Raw genomic sequence first — 22,133 nt, 5'->3', positions numbered from 1 at the left:
TGTTCGCCAACAAAGTTGCTAGTCTTACTAAATAAATTTCCAGCTCAAACAATAAGTAAGCTTATGATTAATCCAGAACTGGCTATTATACGCATTAAAAACCTCAGATTGCGCACTTTTATCGGCATCAAAGAGGAAGAAATCAACAATCGACAAGACGTGATTATCAACGTTGTCATCCACTATGCTGCTGATAATGCCTATCAGACCGATAATATGGAGCATGCGCTTAATTACCGCACCATTACTAAAGCGATTATCGCTTTAGTTGAGGAAAATCGCTTCTCGTTACTGGAGCATCTCACCGGTAAAATTTTAGAGATCGCCAGTGAACATGCTTGGGTAGAATACGCTTCAGTTGAAGTGGATAAACCCCACGCGCTACGCTTTGCCGATTCAGTATCAATGCAACTGAGCTGGCAAAAGCCAAAGTAATCAAACAAGGTGCGAACAGCGTTTCGCGCCTTTCTCTTGAGCCACATATTTGATGCGATATCCTATAGTTAATGGATAAAGATGTTGAGTGGTAGGCCGCCTTAATTTTCTTGTCATGCTGCATGCCGCTCTGAATGCCAACAACGCATAGTGACTGTGGACCATCTCGCCCATGGCACTCAACACAACGGATGCTGTCATGAAAATTCTACTTACCGGTGCGACAGGTTTAGTCGGTAGCGCGCTAGTGCCACTGCTAGAAACAGACCATGAATTGCTCATTGTGAGCCGCAATCCGGTCAAAGCTCGCCACAAGTTTGGTCAGAATCATCAGTACCTAGCGTCATTAGATCAGCTACATCATCTCGACGATGTGGATGCGGTGATCAATCTAGCCGGTGAACCGATTGTGGCAAAACGTTGGAGCGACCAACAAAAAGAGAAAATTTGCCACAGCCGCTGGGATATTACCGATAAAATCGCGCAGCTGATCAACGCCTCCAGCACGCCACCACACACGTTGCTGAGTGCATCGGCTATCGGCTTCTATGGTCGCCAAGGCGAGGCAAGGTTGGCAGAAGATGCGGTACCCCATCAAGAGTTTAGTCACCATATTTGTAATGTTTGGGAGCAAAAAGCCCAAGCCGCAGCCTCCAACTATACCCGCGTCTGTATCTTCCGTATTGGTGTGGTGCTGGCGGCGCATGGCGGCGCGCTAGCCAAGATGTTGCCCGCATTTAAGCTCGGGCTTGGTGGGCCGATTGGTGATGGCAAACAAGGCATGAGTTGGATTCACCTGCGTGATCTGCTGGCGCTGATTTGTTATCTGCTCAACAATCCTGAGTGCGAAGGCGTGTATAACGCCACCGCGCCGAATCCGGTCACTAATGCCGACTTTGCCAAAGCGTTGGGCAAGGCGCTGCATCGCCCAGCCTGTCTGCCAGCCCCTGCATTTATATTAAAGCTGGCGCTGGGCGAAATGGCCGACCTGCTGATTGAAGGGCAATTCATCGTCCCTAAACATGCGTTAGATGAAGGATTCTATTTTGAATTTGCCGAAATCAATGAGGCATTAGCCGATCTGTTCCCAGACTAAGCTCACCGAGATCGAGCGTAGCGGTGTTAATGCCGACGATGACAACATAACGCGAAAGAAGACCATGACCACATTTAATATCAGCCGTATTCATACCTCTGCGGGAATTTTTCGACTGTCGGGTACGCTCACCCTATTGGAAAATAACGCTATGCTTAACTACCATGCAGCGGAGTTTATGAGTACCGACGGCTGGTGCCAACTCGACTTAACTCGCAGTCAAACACAGCAGATACTAGAACGGATTAAGCCCGCCATCATCGAGCACTTAGCTGTAACGCCGTGCGCTGAGTAAAATTAAGATATCACTGCCAATGTTCAAATTGTTGAGCAGCGTGTTTAGCCTTCACAACTCCCCCCTCAAAAATTATTCATATATGCGATTTATCTCTAAAATTTCAGCCAGTTAAACATCCAAAATTGCGGTATTGTTTAGTCGCATGCCGTAACGAAAGCGGCTGTAATACTGACACGCAGGCTCCGGTCATCCTGTAGCAGAATTCGCGTGTAACCAAGCGCCAGTGGCGCTATGACTACCAATGAAAATCATGGATGAGGAACTACAATGCCAAAACAACTACTGTGCGCCCTGCTCATTAAGCTGCAATTTGTTATTACCCAATTTCACTCACTCATTACCACGTTTGTGCTAACCATTGTGCTAATCACCCCCACAGCCAGCGCATCCGAAGCCAGCGTCACCGCGCATCAGGTATTTGAAGGCAAACTATTTATGGCGTTGGTGCTGATGCAAGAACAAAACGGTGAAAGCGGCTTTAAGTTAGAATTTGATGACCCAGGCGCAGCGACAGGCGAAAGCACCATGCTATTGGGTGACTATCAAGCCACCGCCAATGAATTTGCTCTCAAAAATGGCATACAAACCTTACGTTATCGCATCACCGCCAAAAATAATGACGAAACCCGCACCTTTTACGTGCTGTATAGCGGTATCGTGAGTTTGCTAGCTGAGACCGACAAACATTATTTTTTCATCGCCGAAGAGTATCAAAACACCATTAGATATTACGCTATGTTTGATGCGGCACCGTCACTGGCTGACCTAAGTCCCATCATTAAGGACGCGTTAGTCAAACCAGATAGCGCTTTAATCGCTACGCGTTGGAGTGGGAAGGAATCTGAAGTATTGATCTTTAGTGATAAGTTAACCCAGTAACCGCTGGCCGATGTTTAACGGTAGTAAAGTCCCAAACTAAATGATTGGTGCCGTCCCATCAGACAGCAAAACGCCCGCAACCGCGGGCGTTGGTTTATCACGCTGTCAGGCCAAGAGCTGCGTTACATCTTCGCCATAATCCAGTAATTCAAGCGCTGCTCTGGATTCGCCAAAATCTGTTGGCATGAGTCTTTATATTGTTTCATCAAACCGCCCATGCCTTGCCCTGCGGTGGCGGCCATCATCTGCTCTTTCGCTTGTTCAATACCTTGAGTAACCGCTTCTTGGGTATCGTATTTACCCGCCAGTTCAGTCGCTTGCTGGGCTGAATTTTTTAGGCGATCACCTACCGATGCCATTTGCGGTGCATTCATCGCCGCCACCATTTGCGAGCCGATGTCGTAATACGCAGCACATTGATATAGCTCAGAAGAAAACGCTTGTTCGGCTTCACCCGCCAGCGCTGAAGTGCTTAGGCACAGCATGGCTGCACCGAGACAAATTGCACGAGTTGTCATATCTACTCAGTCCTTGAAGATCTAATGCCATGAAACTACTTTAGAAACTACTAAATTTCAAGAGACGTCAGAGAAGTCACGGCGACAACGCCGATGCGGAGGGAAGAAAACGTCAGGCAGCGCCGCAATGCTGCCTGATTAAACAGCAGCAGCTAGCTTTCAGCGTATTCACTCATCATCTGCTTGAGGTTATCTTTTACCTCAGGCCATTCACTATCAATGATGGAATACACCACGGTATCGCGTACCGTGCCATCTTTGAGGATACGATGATTACGCAAAATACCATCTTGCTTGGCGCCTAAACGCATAATGGCTTGGCGGCTCGCCTCATTATTAAAATGGGTACGAAACTCCACCGCAATCACATCCAGCGTTTCAAAGGCGTAGCTCAACAGCAGCAGCTTACATTCGGTATTGACTGCAGTGCGCTGCACACTCTTGCTGTACCAAGTGTAACCAATTTCAATATGGCGATTGGGCTGATCCCAATGACACAGCCGCGTGCAACCAACAATAGCGCCGCTTTCACGATGACGCACCGCAAAGGCTAGCCCTTCGCCGCGCTGCTCAGCTGCCATGGAATCCAGAATGTAGTCTTTCATCTCCTCTGGCGCGGGAATACTGGTGTACCACAAATTCCACAATTCGCCGTCAGCAACCGCAATAGAAAGTGCGGCCATGTGGTCAAGCGTCAGGGGTTCGAGAATGACATATTCGCCGGATAAAGTACCATCCATATGCACGAAGTTTCTCCTGTTCAAGGTTGAGATCTTATTAACCCCAACAACAACTTATTGGCAAACACTGCCAATAGGGTCTGTTTGAACTATCCCGAAATTCCCAGCAAAGCGCAAGTTAACAACCGATTTATTTGGTACTCACTATGGGGCAGACAACAGCAGGATATTTTGCCAGACGGACAAAAAGAGGAATTGGGCAAGCAAGCCGCGAGCTTAGCAACACATAACACCGTAAACTCGCGATTAACATACAGAAAGTGCAACAGCCTAAAAACCGTAATGACTGTTGCTCACACGGAACCAGCCAGCAATACTGCCACGGCCGCGTTGGGTTGGGCACACTTCGTGCGGGAAACGTTCACTCAAGAAAATAACCAAGGTGCCAAACTCCGGCAAAATGGTGTGCAGCAGTTGATCGTCCTCGTCGTACAACTTCAACTCACCGCCCTGCTCCGCTTGCCACTCATGATTCAAAAAGAACACTGTGGTCAAAATGCGGTTTTGGCTGCCGCGCAGTGCATCCAAATGTTTTTGATAAAACGCGCCGGGACGATACCAAGCGTAATGGCTTTCGTAATCAAACAGCCCCATAAACAGCCGCTGATTTAGCCCTTCGCGTAATGATTCCATAAACATGGTATAGCCGCTGTCTGGCTCACTGCTCGGTTCCAACCACCGAATACGATCAGAGCGAATATCATGGTTGAGTTGTTGCTCGCCGCCACGGCCAATCGCCGCAAAGCGAAAATCTTCTACGGGCGCTTCTTCTACCCGCAACCGCAGTGCTTCAGTGAGTTGTTGCGGCAATACATCACGTAAAATCAGGTAACCATCGCTCACCAACGCATCAGCGATAGTATCTAGCAGCGCATCATCAAATCGATTCATTATCGTTCCGGCTTAAATAGCCAAAGCGATAGCCGTTTGCTCGACACAGCGCTCTGGGAAACTTCCACTAAAAAGGCCTTCGCAAACAATGCAAAGGCCTTCAATCATTGATCGCGGATTCTATGGCAGTTCCGCTACAGCAACAACGTAATTCGATTCGTATGCTAATCATTTGTATACGAACAATCGAATACCACTAAACCGCATTACAAACACTATTCAACGTTCCCTGCAAGCAGCTTGTTATACATTGTGTACGCCGCTAAAATAACCACTATTAAGACCTAATTAGAGACCGAATAAATGACCAATAGAATTTTAGCTGATGTCGCTGCCAGCATTACCGAGTTAAAAGCGAACCCTATGAAAGTTGCAACCAGTAACTATGGTGAACCCGTTGCAGTACTTAATCGCAATGAACCTGCCTTCTACTGTGTACCAGCAGCTGCCTACGAAATGATGCTAGATCGACTTGAGGATTTGGAATTACTGGCGATTGCAAAAGAACGTGAAACGGAAGACGTTATTTCGGTAAATATTGATGAACTATAAACTTCAGTTCAAAAAAAGTGCACTTAAAGAGTGGCAAAAGCTCGGTGCAACTTTACAACAGCAGTTTAAGAAAAAACTGATTGAACGGTTAGCAAATCCACATGTACCCGCATCTAAGCTTTCCGGCGCAGATAACATGTACAAAATTAAATTACGCCAATCGGGCTACCGTTTAGTTTATCAAGTTGCAGATGATGTCATCACCGTGACCGTTGTCGCGGTAGGAAAACGTGATCGCAGTGATGTTTATCATAAAGCGATCAGACGCATTGAAAATCGCGACGTAGACTAACTACGTTTATCTACAATGAGGAAAGCCCAAACTACGTACATCGAAATTGCTATTTCTAAGGAAACTAAAGCGATAAACGCGATAGGTTCGACTTGGAATTCAATGGTACTACCACCTTTCAGTAAAATTTCGCCCCGAATAAGTCCTAAAATTGCATGCCCAATCAATACCACGGAGGCAATTAATGAGACCCATTTTTTAGAATTCATTTTTGTCCTTATCAATAATCTTCCGTACGGGAAAATACCAAAAGTTTTACTTCGCTAAGCACCGTAACCTCACAGGGGAAAGCTAACTGCATTAGCTTCTCTTAATGCGCACTACCTTCATGTATTCAAAGCTGAGCCCGGCTACCACGTCATGTGCGGGATAGTAGGTCAAATTGACACGCGCCCCCTTTAAACTCTGATACGGCCCTTTGCGCTTAAATTTAAACGGCGCATCGCAGCCTTCTACCATCAACGAATGCACAATCCACTCACCCTGTTCCCGTTGCGTGTGCGACAGCACTTTCATCAACTCGGAATGGATCAGTTGCTGATTTTTCTCTAGCAGTTTCTTCGGATCAGACTGCATTGTTACCACTCGGTTGGTTGGAGCTAAACCAAAAAAGCCACTGGATTAACAATGGCTTTCGTCGGCAATTACCGCAGTTACAGATAACGGACGAATTGGCTGCCGTCTTTTTGTGGTTTCAGTGGCATCTCAATCGCTGGGGTGCCGAGGTAGAGAAAACCGACGATCTGGTCATCAACTTCGAGTCCTAGTTCTTTGTTAACGGTTTCATCGAAGGCGAAGCTGCCAGTGCGCCAGATGCCGCCAAGGCCTTGGGCAAATGCGGCTTGTTGCATCGCCATCACGGCACAACCGGCGGCGAGTTGCTGTTCAAACTCTGGCACCTTGCTAATGTCGCTACGGGTTTTAGCCACCACGGTGATAATCATTGGCGCGCGTTTAGGCATATTGGCGGCTTTTTGTATGAAGTCGTCGTCAGCGCCCTGCTGGCTGGCGGCGGCTTCAAAAATATCAGCGAGTTTACTTAAGCCCTCGCCTTCGGCGACGATAAATTCCCAAGGGGTCAAACCACCGTGATCGGGTACGCGCGCGGCGGCGTCTAAAATCACTTTCAATTGGTCAGCGTTAGGAGCGGGTTTAGTTAACCGCGGGCAGGATTGGCGAGTAAGAAGAAGCGTTAGTGCATCCACAATGTTGTCCTTAATCTAATACATGCTCGCTAACACCATAGCAGGGCTAGCGAGCGATACTCAAATCTGGTGGCTAAATTAATCACCTTCTGCGGCGAGTTCGTCAAGATCTTCTATCAATTCATCGAGTTTATTGAGCAGATGTCGTTGCTGTTTTGCCGTTAATGTCGGCTGCAACGCTACCAGCCATTCGCCAAATTTATAGGTATTTTGCTGCAGTTTTTGTTGGTAATCCTGGCTACGCAGTTGCTGTGGCGCGGTCAGTAACATTTTAAGCTGAGTTTTAAGCTGTGGCGTATTATCGCGCTCAACCAGCGTCTGCTTAAACTGCCGATACCATTCATGGCGATACTCAAGCCACATGTCGGTGGTAAATTCTCGCTCGCTATTGTACTGATGCACAAGTTGTTTTTGCTGTTTTGTTACGCTGCCTAGCCAATCGTCTAAAGTATCTTCTAAGCGTTGGTCGGCTTGTTTGATCAACGCTTCATGACTTTTACCCGCATATTCTTCATCGAGTTCTTTTTGCTCTTTGGTGAGCTTGTCGTTGATCTGTGTCACCTGTTCATCCGACAGCGATTGCACTAACGGCCAAGCTTGTTCAAAACATTGGCTGAAAATGTTGTACCAATGGTCACGCAGCTTATCGGTAAATTGCAGCCAATAGTCAGGCGAGAAGTTGTTATCGCTGATATGTTGTCGAAAACCGCGCAGGTCGGCGGCATATTTGGGTAGCTCACTGGTTTTGTGCCATTTAATAAACCCGGTCAGCAACTGATCAAACTGATCGTCTTGTTGGTCATTAAGGCTAACGTAGTCCTCTAAGCCCCATTCGATGGCCCAATCCATGAAGTGATAACTCATTTTGGTGGAGCATGCTGTTAGCAAGAGCAGCAAGCTAGTTATCGTAAGCAGTCGTTTCATGCAGCGCTTCCCTGTCGAATTATTCAGCAAATGTTAATGTAATGGACCAATGTAACAGTTATTGGTTCCCGACCACCAATTGCTTCACTTTCTGACAAGTTGCCAATAGTTGTCAAACCAACTGAAAAATTCGCTGGCGTCTTTACACTGACCATCGGCCATTTGCAGTGCCCATGCGCAGGAATACAGCCAAAAGATGTCGAGCGCAGCTGGCAATGCCGCGAGCGCATCGACAGTAACATACGGGTGCTGTAGCAGATAACCGCCAATGAGCTGTTGCTGCGCCACGGGCGACAATTGATGTGTGGCTAATACACCCACCAGCTCAAACAGGGGATGTGAGCTACAGCAGTATTCAAAATCGACGCACATCAGCCGCTCAGCGGTGAGCAGCAAGTTATTGGCGCTTAAATCGCGATGGCAGTATTGATGCTGGATCAGCACCTCGTCGAGCTGCGATAACACGCTGCGGCAGTCAAACTGCTGCAACTGCTCAAACCGTTGTAACCAGCCTGCGCCGTCCTTAGCATTATGCTGAGCGAAGTTATTGCTATCGCGCATTTGCTGTAGCCGCTCGACATAGATGTGCCACTGCCGCGCTAAGCTGATGTCCAACGCGGGTGCGGGGAGTTGTCGCAATCCCAATAATAACGGCTGTAATTTGCTCAGTAGCTGCTGCTCGGTGTGATTGATTGGCAGTTGTTGACTGGCGTGCAATAGGCTCGCGGGTGAATGCCCTCGTACTTGGTCGGCAAGTTCAGCGCTGGACAGCGACTGCCGTGCGGAGAACTGCTGCCACGGTGTGAGGTTCGGCGCGTTGGCCGAGGTTTCATCCAACCACTGTGCCAGATAAAAACGGTTCAGCGGATCGACCCAATACAAGGTCGGCGCTAAACCGGCGGCTTCCGCTGAACGCCAACACGCCACCTCATTGGTGCGATCGCAAATGACATCGGTCACCGGTGCGTTAATACGCAATAAATAGCGCTGGGTCGCACCGCTTGTGTGCAATGCTGTAAGACAGAAACTGTGGTTACTCAGGCCGATGTCGATAGCGCGGAGGTCGCTCACTTGCAACTGCATCAGTTGCAGTTGCTGGGTTAAACGGCCAAACTCAGCAGCGGTGCAATACGCTAATAACGACTCGAGTTTCAACGTGCTTCAACCTTGGCCAGTTGCTGGGCGCGCCAATCGGAGCGCCATAACAGATAGCCACCAATCGCCAAGCCAACATATAACGCTGATAGCAAAGATGTCAGCATCATGCCTTTGCTGAAGTAGAGATAAATCGACACCAGATCAATCACCACCCAGTAGAACCAGTTTTCTAATACCTTTTGTGCCACCAAATAGGTGGTGAGTACCGCAAAACAGGTGGTGGCCGCATCGAGATACGGAAACGCCGCATGGGTGTAATTTGCCATCAAATAACCTACCAGCAAAGATAACGCAGTGGTCAGCGCAATCACCCAAGCGTGCCGCCCAAGCGACCAAGTACACACCGGTAAGCCCTGCTGCTCGCTGCCACCACGTTGCCACATCCAGTAACCGTATACCGCCATCACCATGTAGTAGACGTTGAGTACCGATTCCATCAGTAGCGACACTTTCCAAAACAGCACGGTATAAATGGCGGTACTGGCCAAGGCCGCGCCCCAGCACCATGCATTGGCTTTCATCGCCAATAGCAGATAAGCCAGCGCCAACAACACGGCCAAGCCTTCCCACAAATTCATGCCTTGCATTTCAGTGGTGGCTTGTGTCAACAGGTGCCACAGTTCGCTCATTATTGCGTCTCTTAGGTTCTGCGGTTCAAATCAAGCTCGCCTTCAACGAACTTACACACAAACATCGCTTTGCCCCACTTTGCGTCGGTGGCTTTCATCTCGGTAGCGAGAATGTGCATGATCTCATCACAATCGCCGCTGATCTGCGTACCCAGTGAGTGCGTTACCCGTTGAATGTTGGGGTAACTGTCGAGGCGCTTAATCAACCAGCGGATCGGCTCTTTGTAATCGCTTTCTGTCAGCGGATACATGCTAATTTCAGCCGTTAATTTCATGTTTCATCTCCTTGGTTTCGCCCCGTTCAAGCGGGGCTTTCCATGCAATGCTGGGTTTTACCGTGACTAACTGGCGCACGGTTACAAAAAGCGTAACTGGAACGTGAGTCCAAGTTGGCGCGGGTCGCCGTAGCGAATGTACTGTTTTTCAGCCCAATCTTGGTCTGGCTCGTTGCCGAAGTAAAAACCGCGCACGCCATATTGCTTGTCGGTCAAATTGCGGCCCCACAGATACAGCGCCCAAGTGTCGGCATCATAGCCCACTTTGGCGTTAACGATGCTATAAGGTTTTGAGCGCGAGTCGTTACTGTCAGAGTAGTAAAATTGACTTTTACCACTGCCGTTAAGGTTGGCAAACCAGCCCTCGGCGCTGCGCCAAGTGGCCCCTAAGCTGTAGGTCCAATGTGGTGAATGCGCCAGATCGCGCCCGCTTAAATCCACCTCGCTACCGTATTTATCTTGGTAGCGATAATCGCCATATTCGGCGCTGAGATAGCCTACGCTGCTATACAGTTGCACGCTGTCGCTAACATACCAGTTGCCCTCAAACTCGGCGCCATAGTTTTTCGAACTGCCAGCGTTTTCGGTAAACAGAATGAAGCGTTGTGGATCAGCCGGATTTTGCAGCGACGCGGCCACTTGTTGATCTTGACGATCCATATAAAACACCGATAAGCGGGTGTTTGCGGCACCTTGCAGCCAATCGGATTTGAGGCCGATTTCGTAGTTGTACAAAATCTCGGTATCAAACTCTTTTTTATCCGCCATGCTGGCCGGTAGCGTCATGTTGAAACCACCCGCTTTATAGCCGCGGGCGATGCGAGCGTAGCCCTCTTGGGTATCACTAAAGCTTTTGGTGAGCGCAATATGGCCGCCCCACATGGTTTCGCTGGGGTCAAAATTGTCGTTATTGCTATCGCGATAATCACTGCTGCGCCGCTCAATACGTGCACCGACTGATAACTTATATCCGCCGCTGAATGTGGTATCTAACTGACCAAATACGGCGTAATTGTCAGCATCGTACTTAGATTGCAGCACTTCATCAGGAAAGCCGTTATACACTGAATTCAAGTCGTTATCTTCGCTTAAATCCATCAAATACACGCCCACCAGCCAATCGGTAGAACCCGCGAAAATCTTGCCGGCGTCTTTGGAGCTTAAACGTAACTCTTGCGAAATGGTCTGGCGTTTGCCGCTTTGATCCCAGAAGTAGTTATATTCGCAGGCACCGCCATCACAATTGCGGCTAGCCCAATAGTCAGGGTTGGCCCAATCGCCGTCAAAACTATACTGATGATCGGAATTGGCAAAGCTGGTGAGCGACACCAACTGCGCGCTGGCAAAGCCGTCGTAGGTCAATTTAACGCTAGCACCGGTGGTCTTTTGTGAATCTTTGCCCGGTTGGTCGCTCAAGCTGGTTTCGCCGTTATTATCCAGCGTCCATGCATCGTAACCGTTATCAAAATCGGCAAACATCACGGTGGTATCAACTTGCAGATTGTCGGTGGCAAACCAACGCAGTTTCAGACGAGTGCTGAGTTCATCACGTTGGTTGGTGTCATCACGCTTGAGATAGCTATTATCTATGTAACCGTTTTGCTGATGCTGCTGCACTGCCACACGGTAGAGCAATTTGTCGCTCAATGGGCCGGAACTAAAACCGCTGAGCGTGCGTAGGTTGTCATCCCCCAGCGATAGCTCTAAACCATGTTCGCGGGTTTCGGTCGGGTCGTTACTTTTGAGGTAAATCAGCCCCGCTAACGCGTTGGCACCGTAACGTGTTCCTTGTGGGCCGCGCAGCACTTCAAACTGCTGCAAGTCATACATGCTCGACACCATGCCGAGACCAGAAAGGTCGATATCATCAATGATAAAACCGACCGAGGAGTTGGGTGCGCCCTTGTATTCCTCTTGCTCACCTACCCCACGAATTTGAAAGTACTTGGGCCGCGAACTGCCGCCAGACCAGTTGAAGTTAGCGATGTTATTGAGCATATCTTCAAAGTGCTCAGCGCCTTGGTCTTCAATGCGTTGCTGGTCTATCACCGTGACGCTGGCGGGCAGTTTGTCGACGCTGGTGCCGCGAAAATCAGAACTCACCACAAGGTGTTCGATAGTCGAACCATCGGGCGCAGCGCTGGTGCCACTCTGTGCCACATCAGGCGCTTCGTTGGCGATAACGGGGGTAACGATAGCTTGCGCGATAGCACTGGCAAGCAAGGTAGGCAGTAAAACTTTGTTCATTTGGACCTCAAATTTATACGTTTGAGATCCGGCATGCTGATTAGCGGTTGGATAATGTGCGAATTGTGGCCCATTCCTACGCCGGTACTAGCCGGATCAGGTTCTAAGGGTTCGCAGTCACTGCATCTCAGTCTGTTGTGCTTCACAACAAACACCCCTTGGCGCGCTCAAGTATACCTATTTTCGCTGTTAAGAAAACAGCCAATGTTTAATTTGTCATATAAATAGCGATTAAAACACAAAACCTTGCCGACGTGCATTGCACAGTAACACCAATCGGCTGTGACAATTGGCTGATAACATGGAATAATTCGCCGCTAACGTTAAGGACGAATCTTTCAAGGACGCTATGAAATCGCTGTTATTTTCCCTGCTACTCGCCGCTACTTATGGCGTATGTTGCCAGCAAGCCGCCGCGCAAACGCCCGCTCAATGTGAGTTAGCTGGTCTGAAGTTGGTACGTCATCAAGCCAATCAACTGTTCAAGCAGCAAGACTATGCCACCGCGCTGGAGCAACTGACCGAGTTTCAAAAACGCTGTAGCCGTGAGATGTATGATCTGCTCGGTCAGCCAGAACATACCAGCGATTATTACTGGCTGCAAAGCGACATTATGGCAGCACAGTTGAAAACACAGGCGTATAGCCAATGTATCAGCTCCGGCACGCAGATGTTGTTCGGTTGGATGTCTAAGTTGCAAGAGATGCCAGACACTCGCGTACATCGCGCCATCAGCTACAACCTCAAACAGTGCCAATCGCAATTTGAGCAACCCTATGCCGTCGATAAACTGAGCCAGACCGCCTGCCCTGTTAACGGTTTTACTGGCACCTTAATTAGCCAACAAGCTGATACCACCATCTGTTTATCGCCGCAGCTTAATCAGCAATACGACGATATGGTTGAACGCGATCGCGACCCCGCCGCGCAATTTGAATTATTGACCCAACAAGGTACTGAGCAGCAACGGCAAACAATCACTATTGGCAGCGGCCGCTTAGCAGATATGGATTTATGTGGTGTAGATAAAACATCGGCCGGCGTCGTCAATGGCCGCACCATCGTACGCTTGCAAGGCGGCACCGGCTTTTGTCATCCCGGTAACGCGTCATTTATCTATGATGGATTTTTTGAGCTGAAGCAAGGGCAGCTAGTGCTGCTTGATGAAGTGTTGTCTCCAGTACATTAACAAGCGACGGCGAGCGGAGTATGGAAAGTCAGCAGGGATTAGTCATGGATGAGACAGAATATGCCGCCACGCTGCTAACCGAGCGCCATATGTACGCGTGGACATTGCAGCAATATAGTCACATGACGGCCTCACAGGCGCTGGCACAAGCGAGCGCCTTTTACGCCTACCAAACAGCTGACGTGCCGCTACGCGAGTTAGTGTTCCATGAGGACGCATGGCATTGGGCGATGTTAACGCTATTGGGTGAATGCTATTGGCGGCAATACCCTGAATTTGAGCAAGTGTCGCCAGCTTATAACGCAGAGTGTGGGCGTTATCGGCAAGCTAACCTCACCGCGAAATAGTGAGACAGTTTAACGCTGTGTTAGATAAGCGGCGCAGTGATGCGGAAAAACCTGTTCGTAAAAGGGATAAGGAATCCCAAATATCTCAATCTGGTAGCCCTCATCCTGCATGCCCGCAATGGTAGCACCAGCGCCTTTGCAAGCGCCATTGATCACCACGCCGTGGTCATCAATCACCCGAAGCGCCGCAATTGACTGAGTAATAAGCAGTGCTAACGCGGGCTCATCTTCATTAAGCTCAATACCGTGATGAACACAGTAATCGCGCAACAATAGGTAAGGCGCAGCAATATCGACAAACACAATGTTGCCCATCACTACGCCCATCGGTGGATCGGCTTTATCTAACAGACTGTAACCAAGATATTGTTGTTCAAGATAAATATGGTATTTCACAACCACCCTGCCATCCTTTACATGTTTTTTGCCGGCGTTTACGTGAAGTTAACTGGCTGCGATTAGGTGTAATCCATGCTGTAAATCACCTCGCCACAGCTTGGGCATTTAAACTTATAAATTGCCGGATTACCGCCCGGTTGATAATGACTGAGCAACTGGTGCCAGCGCTCAATTGACATCATTTCATCATCCAAAAACTGCTGTAGCGGTTCGCCTTGCCACTGTGTCAATTCAGCGGTTTCGGCATCACCGTGAAATTCACAGGCCGTGCCACAATGGGACTGCCAAATCTCTTGCTGCCATGAGTGATAGCCGGGCGTGCGCTCACACACTTCATTGACGATCTCAAGCGGCACGTTGGCATCCAGTAGCGGGTAATCATCCACATATGAACCTTGGTATTTTTTAGCGGCCTCACCGCTGGCGATACACCAAGGGCAGATATGGTCAATTTGCTCAGCCGTATAAAAGCTGGCGGTATAGATATAACCGCGCGCCTCGCCGCAGCATTCGCAGCTCAGGTCGCTCTTTACAATAGCTCGAGTGGCTAACGGGTGAGGATGATATTTGAAAAAAGGCAGTTCCATGGTCCATCAAAATCCATTTATGCAGCCGCTGACGTTAGCAAATAACGAGCAGCGACTACGGGTAATAACAAGAAAAATTGGCTAATTGCGCTTATTTTGCGTAATAAACGGTGCTCCAAAAGTTAAACGCATCACCTTTGGCCTCGCACCAATCGGCAAAGTCCGGCTTGTCGGCCGCAGTGATGGCGGCATACTCTTCCCAGCAATCCAGCATTCTGGCTAACTCATCAACATCTTGCCGATAACGTTGTTGCTGTTCGCTGTTGGTCAATTTGGCGATGAAACCACGCGCTTCATCCAATATGCGCCGACTGGCCGGCAGCTCACCGAGAAACACGCCTTCGCCCAGATGGTGGCAGTGAAAATCAACGATGTGAATACAGCGATATGCCATCGCCCCAATGGCGATTTGGTCATTCGGATCGAGTTCCAATACTTTGTCGTAGCAGTCAAAATCGTTACGCGCTAATGCCAACCAACGCCAAGGGATGATGTTGTCTGGCTGCTCGTCGCGCCATTGTTCCATCACCTGTTGCTGCATCATCGCCAAGGGGAAGCTCTGAATGCTGTATACATCACGATGGCGATATACCAATTCCAGTAACTCTTGGCTTATCTCGCGCTGCTCCGCAATCGGCCGTTGTTGCACTTGCGCGACAAATGCGCGTAACTTAGCCAACGCAGGCTTTTTCAAACCACGCTCTTTGAGCTGGCAATATTCACTGAATAACTCATAGCCTGGGCGCGAGGCGTAATACTCGCTAATCGCTTTTAGCCCTTCAAAGTCCTGCTGACGCCAGTAATACATGCTGTTTCCTATATAACTACCGCAGTGACGACAGCAACACATCGCCACTGCGGCACACCAATTAGTTTACGCTCATGCCAACCGGCACCATGTTCATCAGTTCCACGCAATCGCGTAGCTCGCGTTGTGATGCTAACGCCAATGGTGACAAGCCTTCTTGGTTTTCTAAGCGTGGATTAGCACCTGCCGCTAACAAATTACGCACCACTGCTTGTACCTTTTGGTACTCCATCCGTTCAGAGTCAAAGAATAATGCCACGTGCAGCGCGCTATTGCCGCTGTCATCGGCGGCGTTAACATCAATCCCTAACGCGGCCATCTCATTAATTAACTCTGCATGGCCACGGAATGCCGCGTAATGCAATGGCGTAATTTGGCTGTCATTTGCCTTAAACGACAGTTGCAAGCGTCGAGTAAACAATTGGAACATCTCTAACGCCTGCCCGCTGTGTTGACGCTGTGCGATATAGTGCATCAAGTTGCTGCCTTCACCATCGAGCTGCTCGACCTTCTCCCGCACCACTGGATTGCCGCAGAGAAAGTTCACGTAACGCTCATGGCAATCTTTCACCGCGATCATCAGCGGCGTACGCCCATGAGCATCGGCTTTGTTAAGGTCGGCTCCGCGCTTCATCAAACGCACAAAGATATCAGCGTGGTCTTTGAGCATTGCCACCGTTAATGGCGTATAACCTTCCTCTTTGGTGGCGGCATTAATGTCAGCGCCGTGCTCCAACAGCAGATTAATAATCTGTTTTTTCAAACCTTGGTCGATACAATTTTCATCGCGCCCATATTCAACATGATTGTCATAGCCGAACGGCCGCCATGCTGCATTATGCAATGCGGTAAAACCTGCTGGATTGGCAATGTTGACATCGACCCCATGCGCCAGCAGTGCTTCAACCGCGGTTAAACAGCCATAAGCCGCAGCACACATTAGCGGCGTATCGCCGTCTGGGTCAAAACCGTTGGCATCAGCACCATGGGCTAATAACACTTCGACAGTGGCACGGCGGTCTTCTTTATCAATGAAGTTCCAGTTGCTGATCGCTCGATGTAGCGGCATGGAGTTATCAAAACCGCCACAGGCATTGACATCGGCGCCGTGCTCCAACAAAAACTGCACCAGCGCGGTATAGCATTTGGAAGATGCCGCCAGCAATGGCGAATTATTGATGGAGTTACGTACGTTCACATCCAGCATGCCACGCTTGGCTAACTCTTCAAGGAACGGCACTGGCTGCGCGGGATCTGGGTGCCTAAAACGCGACACCATATAGATTTCAAATACTTCGCCCGTCACGCACATCGGTTTATGCGGATCGGCGCCGTGATCGAGCAAGGCACGGAATACGTCGATATTGTTAAATTCACCAGCCGCCTCCAGCAGGGTTTCTTCGGTGCGATATTGACCCCAACCGCGACCATCATCTTGATAATCCGGCTGTAGCTCACGCTTCATAATGCCGTTAGCATCGGCACCGTGCGCCAGCAACAAACGGCACACATCAGCGCAATATTGGTATTTATCGGCATCGCCCTCTTCCGAGTAACAACGATCCAAGGCGTGATAAATGTAGCTGTGCTCTACGGCGACGGTAGTGCGGTTGCCGATGTTGCGTCTAAAGGTTTGGTCGATATTGTCTAAGTGTTGCAACAAGCACTCAATGGTTGGTAGTGCCACCTTGGCGGCAATCATACTGCGTAGCGGATTGCCCGATGTAGGGCTGCTAACATCCAGCTTCACGTCCAATCGATTCAATAATGGGCTGATATCATGGCCGAATTTGGCGTATTGTCCCCAAATTGCCAGCATGGTGCCACGCTCGCCGTCGCTATCGACAATCTCGCGGTTGATGTCCCAACCAATATCCAGCAGCGCCTCAGTTTGCGCCATAAACGCTGGTGGAGAGTAGCGACACAGCAACGCAGGTAACATGGCGCGCTCACTAAGATCCGTTGGCGAATCAAAATTAAAACTAAATTCTTCGGTAAATGGCAGCGGTTGCTGATATTCGGTAAACAATTTGCCGAGGCTACGCAGGGTTTCAACGCGGGTTTCAATATCGTAGCCACCACCACGTGGCGTCATGGTAAACAGCCAAGTGAAGATATTACTGCCGTCAGCACCGCGGAAATTGAGGTTGGCACCGCGTGCGGCCAACTTGCTCACCAGCGGCATCCGCTCAAACCACAGCGCCATAAACAGTGCCGAGCGCTCATGGCATTCAAGCTGGGCGCCGTTGTCGAGCAACCAATCAAAAATCTGTTCGCCGTACTCGAAGTTATCCATCCAGCCACACAGAATTTGCAGCGGGCTAAGCGTCATGCCTGCGTATTGAATGCCTTGGTTGATGTCAGCACCTTTGTCGATAAGGCCGGTCAGCATGGCCAACTTCTTCTCCAGCGGAATATTGCCCGCTTTAAATATCTCGACGAAGGTTTTGTTGACGTCGCCATCGGTTGGCATCTCTGCAACGACTTGCTGCATTTGCCGCACGTTGTTGACCATAATGCCGAGTGGCAGGCCTAATTGGCGCTGTTCATTCACCGCTTGCAGTGCTTTTAAATCGCTACGGCCAAAGTTTTCTAACGACAGGTACTTTTCCAACCCCGGCCTATCTTTTTCAGCAACATTCAGCCCCATCTCGAGCAACTTAACAAAGCTGGCATAACGACGATACTGCAAAATACGTTCTGGGAATGTCGGCTGGAATACGACTAAGTCCAGCGTTAAATCGCCATTTTTTGCCAACTGCTCTAATACGCGCGGCACAGTGGTGGCATTCAGTTTGGTTTGCGCATCCAATAGCGCAGGATTGGTGATGGTGCGCATCAATGGGGTGTTTTTTGGGGTTTCCGCTTTATTGACGTCAGCGCCGAGTTTTATCAACCACGCGACTTTCAGCGTATCAACGCGTACTTGCTCCTGCCCAACGTAGTAAGCCAGCACGGTTTGGTTGGTCGCGCGCAAATCAATAGTGTTGATGTCGGCACCATGCGCCAGCACCAGCGCAAAATAACGCTCGGTGATTTTTTCGTGATCCATCAAGGCGTGCAGCAACGGCATACCATCAATGTAGCTTGGTAAGGTTTCGCCATGGTCAATAAAGGCGTTTAACAAGGGCTCAGATAGCTGGCTTACGACAAATTCCATCACATATTGATCAGCATTTTCAGCGCCACTATCCACATCACAACCGAGGGATAACAACCAAGCCGCAATTTCAGCTTGCTGGTATAAGATGGCGTAATACAACGGCGCACGCTGCTGCTCATCAAGCGCATTGCAGTTCGTTGCATCAATTAATTTTTGTAGTTTTTTTAGACTGCCAGACTTGATAATAGCGTCGACAGAAGATGAGTTTCGACTAAAAAACATGCAAGACTCTCGTTAACTTCAGAGGGTAAAAAAGATTGGCCAATGACAGCCCGATTGCTGCTTGCCAACATCCATGAGGAGGGAACATTCATCCGTGAACTAAATGTTGCCACTTCCGCCACACCACCTTGATGATGGTTAGCGCGGCCAATAATGCCTGTATTCAACGACATGCACAACGACAAATTGACATAAAATGTCCATTTGTCACTAATGCACCTGTGTATTGCCGCTTGCTACACGGCGCTCAAACTAGCGCAGCAACGTTGTTTTGTGGCGCTGAAAAATCGAAAAAACAATCATGTTGCCAGTAATAACGTAGCGCTTTGAGCAAGGTGTCGTTATCCACTGCTCCAGCTAACTGCTGGCTAGCGCTGTACACCACATCCTCTATCACTTCACCGCTATAAGCCAACTCCCAACCTCGCGCTCGCACTGGCGCAGGTTTAAGTACTTCGTCGTAGTCATCATCGGCGACATCGTCGGCAACTTCCGCAGGTTCTCCAACATACACCGTATCAGTTAAGGCTGGACCGGCGTCATCAGCACCGCACCAATACACATCGAAATACTCTGGCGTGCCCTTAAGACTGGCGTTGCCCAATGTGCCATTGGCGACCGCTGACAGCACTTCGGTCATGGTGGTAAAACGATTATTGAACGACATGACGGCTCCTTGTAGTCGATATGATTGTTAAATGGTATCAGCGCTGGTTCGCTCGCCCACCGATGATACCATGAGCAAATATGCCACACGGCTCACACTCAGTTACCTTGACAATAATGGCCGTTTTTATAGCATATAGCGATATATAGTTAATTATATATCGAAGCATTTTAGGACTGAGTTTGTATATGGATGTTCAGCGCCACAACGCTCGCAATATGCCGCTAAAAAAACCGATGCAAGCGGCGATTATGCCACTCGTGCTGACCAAATCTTACTGCTCAAACCACATAAATTCCCTAGTAACCATTAAGCGGACATGCTCTCACGTAAGTGACGAGCAAACGCTTAATGCAGAGATAGTTGCGGGCGAAAGGCCGCGCTATTGATATTCCAAAAACAGATAAAACCATAAAAACATCATTGAATTACACGGTGTTACTTAATCTTCTAGCGACACCGTCTCTGGCGCCAAATTGGCGCCCAACTCGTTATATAAAAATATATACAGCGGTATAAGGTGTCATGATGAAAATAAAACAAATCTCGCTGGCAGTCTTCCTTGCTATGGGCGTGCAACACGTTGCGCTCGCAGACGATATTCCTGCTGCTGAGCGTTTAACTATTTGGGGAAGTCCGGTTGCAGAAACCAGTGCGCGGTTAGATCAACCAACCATAGAGCAGTTGGGCAAAACCAACGTGGCTTCAGCGTTAGCGGTTATCCCCGGAGTAGCGTTGCAAAAAGCTGGCGGTCGCAACGAATTACAAGTCAAAGTGCGGGGATTTGATAGTCGCCAAGTACCAGTTTATTACGATGGCATTCCTATTTATGTTCCCTATGACGGCAACCTAGATCTCGGCCGCTTTTTGTCTTCAAATCTCGAATCAATTGAAGTTTCCAAAGGCTATACCTCGTTGCTGCAAGGCCCCAATCAAATGGGCGGTTCTATCAATTTAACCACCCGGAAACCGCAACAAACGTTTGAAGCAGTTGCCTCCTATCGTCAAGGTTTCACCCGCAACAAAACCAACGCCTACGATGCCAACTTATCAGTTGGTACACGTAACGAACTGGGTTATTTGCAATTTACCGGCAGCCAACTGAAGCAAGATTTTCTGGGGTTACCCTATGGTACCGATAACCCGGTTGCGGGTAGCGATGGCAAAATGATCAATTCTGAAGCAGACGATAAACGCGGCATCATCAAACTGGGCATTACACCCAATGATGAAGATGAGTACACCTTTACTTACATCAATCAAGATGGCTCAAAACAAAACCCACCCTACACCGGTAATAGCGGTCAACGAGCGCGTTACTGGCAATGGCCCGCTTACGACAAGGAAAGCTATTACTACCAAGGCATCACCCATCTTGGGGAACGCTTCACGTTAAAGAGCCGCCTGTACCATGATGAGTTTACCAATACACTGATGATGTATAACTCGCTGTCCGCATTAGAACAACGTAATGGCTTTTATAGCCGTTACGATGACTACAGCAACGGTGCCGGACTGCAACTGAGTGCAGCCATGCGTGAACAAGACCAACTGTCGTTCGCCGCACATTGGAAAGAAGATGTGCACCGCGAAAAAGATGCACCAGATGGCGCATATGACCGCTACAAAGACCGCACAATCTCATTAGCGTCAGAATATCAGTGGGCAATCTCCAGCCAATTTGATGCGGTTGCTAGCGTGAGTTATGACAAACGCGAAAGCCTTGAAGGCATGCAGCATGAAAATGATGGCTCGATAACGCAATATGATGACAACGACCAACATGCTTTTAACTGGCAAGGATTAGTGAAGTATCACCTCAATGACAGCGATGCACTATCACTGTCGTTTTCTGATCGCAGCCGCTTTCCAACCCTAAAAGAACGCTACACCACTTCCCGCCCAGCCACAGGGCAAATAGCCTTGGTCAATCCACATTTAAAAGCCGAGCGTGCTCGGGCATTGGACCTCACCTACTCTGGCCTATTGGGGGCAGATTGGAGTTACGAAGCAAGTGCTTATTATAACCGTGTTGATGATGCCATTCTCGCTATCAACATTGATGCCAATACACTGCAAAACCGTAATAGCGGCCGCGTGAATTACGCTGGCGTAGACTTGGGATTGCAAGGAAAAATCGCTAATATCGCCGAGGTAGGCTTGAGCTACAGCTATACTCACGCAGATGTGAAACGACAAGAGATTGGCGTGATCACCGGCTTACCAAAACATATGGGCAATGCTTGGTTTAAGCTGACACCATGGCAACCCGTGAGCATTACTCTTGCCGAGGAAATACGCTCTTCAAGCGACAGCAATAGCGATGGTTCGCAAGTAGCCGCAGGCTTTGCCGTCACCAATATGCGGGTGGACTATCAAGTGTTAGAAAGCTTCAGCATTAACGCCTCGGCCAACAATCTGTTTGACCGCAGTTATCAGTACGATGAAGGCTTTATCGAACAAGGCCGTAACTTCTGGTTAGGCGTGGAGCTACGCCTATAGCGAGCACAGCGCCATAAACGTCAAGGCCGATGCGTTAACATCGGCCTTTTTGCCTACTTTAGCATGCGATTCTCGATATTAGCCTCGCAACGAATGTCACATACGTGACC

The 22,133-nt window shown here is 49.0% G+C and carries 25 protein-coding genes and 1 riboswitch; of the genes, 9 read left to right on the top strand and 16 right to left on the bottom strand.

From position 1 onward, the window contains the following. The first annotated feature begins 66 nt into the window (after positions 1-66). The 4 genes from folX (at position 67) to L9G74_RS04260 (ending at position 2,708) form a co-directional block, all read left to right on the top strand. Entirely contained in the window at positions 67-435 is a 369-nt protein-coding gene (gene folX / locus L9G74_RS04275) for a dihydroneopterin triphosphate 2'-epimerase (protein ID WP_238895173.1), read from the top strand. 199 nt (positions 436-634) lie between these two features. Beyond that, a complete protein-coding gene (locus L9G74_RS04270; RefSeq protein WP_238895035.1) occupies positions 635-1,531 on the top strand; it encodes a TIGR01777 family oxidoreductase in 897 nt (298 codons plus the stop codon). A gap of 64 nt (positions 1,532-1,595) precedes the next feature. Continuing rightward, positions 1,596-1,826: a hypothetical protein gene (locus tag L9G74_RS04265; RefSeq protein WP_238895034.1), complete on the top strand. Its 231-nt coding sequence runs from the start codon at positions 1,596-1,598 to the stop codon at positions 1,824-1,826. Positions 1,827-2,096: 270 nt separating this feature from the next. Further along, on the top strand, positions 2,097-2,708 hold the full coding sequence (locus L9G74_RS04260; protein WP_238895033.1) for a hypothetical protein: 612 nt from the start codon (positions 2,097-2,099) through the stop codon (positions 2,706-2,708). Between the two features lie 122 nt (positions 2,709-2,830). On the opposite strand, the gene L9G74_RS04255 is transcribed toward L9G74_RS04260, so the two are convergent. From L9G74_RS04255 to L9G74_RS04245, 3 genes are all read right to left on the bottom strand, one after another. Continuing rightward, positions 2,831-3,226, bottom strand: a complete 396-nt coding sequence (locus L9G74_RS04255) for a hypothetical protein (RefSeq protein ID WP_238895032.1) — start codon at positions 3,224-3,226, stop codon at positions 2,831-2,833. 152 nt (positions 3,227-3,378) lie between these two features. Beyond that, entirely contained in the window at positions 3,379-3,966 is a 588-nt protein-coding gene (locus L9G74_RS04250; RefSeq protein ID WP_238895031.1) for a GNAT family N-acetyltransferase, read from the bottom strand. A gap of 270 nt (positions 3,967-4,236) precedes the next feature. After that, positions 4,237-4,860, bottom strand: a complete 624-nt coding sequence (locus L9G74_RS04245; protein WP_238895172.1) for a 2OG-Fe(II) oxygenase — start codon at positions 4,858-4,860, stop codon at positions 4,237-4,239. A gap of 300 nt (positions 4,861-5,160) precedes the next feature. Between L9G74_RS04245 and L9G74_RS04240 the strand changes: the two genes are divergently transcribed. Beyond that, complete coding sequence (locus L9G74_RS04240; RefSeq protein ID WP_238895030.1) at positions 5,161-5,409, top strand: type II toxin-antitoxin system Phd/YefM family antitoxin; 249 nt, start codon at positions 5,161-5,163, stop codon at positions 5,407-5,409. Next, a complete protein-coding gene (locus tag L9G74_RS04235; protein WP_238895029.1) occupies positions 5,399-5,701 on the top strand; it encodes a type II toxin-antitoxin system RelE family toxin in 303 nt (100 codons plus the stop codon). Before L9G74_RS04240 ends, L9G74_RS04235 begins: the two co-directional genes overlap by 11 nt. Here L9G74_RS04235 and L9G74_RS04230 read toward each other — a convergent pair. The 8 genes from L9G74_RS04230 to L9G74_RS04195 form a co-directional block, all read right to left on the bottom strand. Beyond that, positions 5,698-5,910 carry a hypothetical protein gene (locus tag L9G74_RS04230; RefSeq protein WP_238895028.1) on the bottom strand — a complete coding sequence of 71 codons (213 nt, stop codon included), beginning with the start codon at positions 5,908-5,910 and terminating at the stop codon, positions 5,698-5,700. The two genes, L9G74_RS04235 and L9G74_RS04230, sit on opposite strands and share 4 nt — an antisense overlap. Positions 5,911-6,001: 91 nt before the next feature. Next, the gene (locus L9G74_RS04225) at positions 6,002-6,277 is read right to left on the bottom strand and encodes a hypothetical protein (RefSeq protein WP_238895027.1); all 276 of its coding nucleotides are present in this window, start codon (positions 6,275-6,277) and stop codon (positions 6,002-6,004) included. Between the two features lie 77 nt (positions 6,278-6,354). Next, positions 6,355-6,906, bottom strand: a complete 552-nt coding sequence (locus tag L9G74_RS04220) for an NAD(P)H nitroreductase (RefSeq protein WP_238895026.1) — start codon at positions 6,904-6,906, stop codon at positions 6,355-6,357. A 78-nt stretch (positions 6,907-6,984) separates the two neighbouring features. Then, complete coding sequence (locus tag L9G74_RS04215) at positions 6,985-7,830, bottom strand: DUF6279 family lipoprotein (protein ID WP_238895025.1); 846 nt, start codon at positions 7,828-7,830, stop codon at positions 6,985-6,987. Positions 7,831-7,914: 84 nt separating this feature from the next. Then, a complete protein-coding gene (locus L9G74_RS04210; protein WP_238895024.1) occupies positions 7,915-8,985 on the bottom strand; it encodes a phosphotransferase in 1,071 nt (356 codons plus the stop codon). Then, positions 8,982-9,617, bottom strand: coding sequence for a nicotinamide riboside transporter PnuC (gene pnuC, locus L9G74_RS04205; protein ID WP_238895023.1), 636 nt, complete (start codon positions 9,615-9,617; stop codon positions 8,982-8,984). The genes L9G74_RS04210 and pnuC overlap by 4 nt, the downstream gene beginning before the upstream one ends. Positions 9,618-9,628: 11 nt before the next feature. Then, positions 9,629-9,892, bottom strand: a complete 264-nt coding sequence (locus tag L9G74_RS04200) for a YkoF family thiamine/hydroxymethylpyrimidine-binding protein (RefSeq protein WP_238895022.1) — start codon at positions 9,890-9,892, stop codon at positions 9,629-9,631. Between the two features lie 81 nt (positions 9,893-9,973). After that, positions 9,974-12,139: a TonB-dependent receptor gene (locus tag L9G74_RS04195; RefSeq protein ID WP_238895021.1), complete on the bottom strand. Its 2,166-nt coding sequence runs from the start codon at positions 12,137-12,139 to the stop codon at positions 9,974-9,976. Positions 12,140-12,195: 56 nt separating this feature from the next. Further along, positions 12,196-12,308: riboswitch (TPP riboswitch) on the bottom strand. Between the two features lie 180 nt (positions 12,309-12,488). Between L9G74_RS04195 and L9G74_RS04190 the strand changes: the two genes are divergently transcribed. Both L9G74_RS04190 and L9G74_RS04185 read left to right on the top strand, forming a co-directional pair. After that, positions 12,489-13,328 carry a hypothetical protein gene (locus L9G74_RS04190; RefSeq protein WP_238895020.1) on the top strand — a complete coding sequence of 280 codons (840 nt, stop codon included), beginning with the start codon at positions 12,489-12,491 and terminating at the stop codon, positions 13,326-13,328. A 44-nt stretch (positions 13,329-13,372) separates the two neighbouring features. Next, entirely contained in the window at positions 13,373-13,675 is a 303-nt protein-coding gene (locus L9G74_RS04185; protein WP_238895019.1) for a hypothetical protein, read from the top strand. Between the two features lie 9 nt (positions 13,676-13,684). Here the strand turns inward: L9G74_RS04185 and L9G74_RS04180 are convergent, their stop codons facing one another. The 5 genes from L9G74_RS04180 to L9G74_RS04160 form a co-directional block, all read right to left on the bottom strand. Continuing rightward, positions 13,685-14,071 carry a hypothetical protein gene (locus tag L9G74_RS04180; RefSeq protein WP_238895018.1) on the bottom strand — a complete coding sequence of 129 codons (387 nt, stop codon included), beginning with the start codon at positions 14,069-14,071 and terminating at the stop codon, positions 13,685-13,687. Positions 14,072-14,133: 62 nt separating this feature from the next. Further along, positions 14,134-14,661, bottom strand: a complete 528-nt coding sequence (locus tag L9G74_RS04175; RefSeq protein WP_238895017.1) for a CbrC family protein — start codon at positions 14,659-14,661, stop codon at positions 14,134-14,136. Between the two features lie 91 nt (positions 14,662-14,752). Beyond that, positions 14,753-15,469: a hypothetical protein gene (locus tag L9G74_RS04170; protein ID WP_238895016.1), complete on the bottom strand. Its 717-nt coding sequence runs from the start codon at positions 15,467-15,469 to the stop codon at positions 14,753-14,755. A gap of 61 nt (positions 15,470-15,530) precedes the next feature. Further along, positions 15,531-18,854, bottom strand: a complete 3,324-nt coding sequence (locus L9G74_RS04165) for an ankyrin repeat domain-containing protein (protein ID WP_238895015.1) — start codon at positions 18,852-18,854, stop codon at positions 15,531-15,533. A gap of 247 nt (positions 18,855-19,101) precedes the next feature. Further along, positions 19,102-19,521 (bottom strand): DUF7716 domain-containing protein, encoded by a 420-nt coding sequence (locus L9G74_RS04160; RefSeq protein WP_238895014.1) that lies wholly within the window; start codon positions 19,519-19,521, stop codon positions 19,102-19,104. A gap of 528 nt (positions 19,522-20,049) precedes the next feature. Between L9G74_RS04160 and L9G74_RS04155 the strand changes: the two genes are divergently transcribed. Further along, positions 20,050-22,023: a TonB-dependent receptor plug domain-containing protein gene (locus L9G74_RS04155; RefSeq protein WP_238895013.1), complete on the top strand. Its 1,974-nt coding sequence runs from the start codon at positions 20,050-20,052 to the stop codon at positions 22,021-22,023. Positions 22,024-22,133 lie beyond the last annotated feature (110 nt).

The organism is Shewanella electrica (assembly GCF_022321485.1).
Classification (GTDB): Bacteria; Pseudomonadota; Gammaproteobacteria; order Enterobacterales; family Shewanellaceae; genus Shewanella; species Shewanella electrica.
The sequence above is the reverse complement of the archived record's forward strand: the minus strand, read 5'-3'. Positions and strand labels throughout refer to the sequence as shown.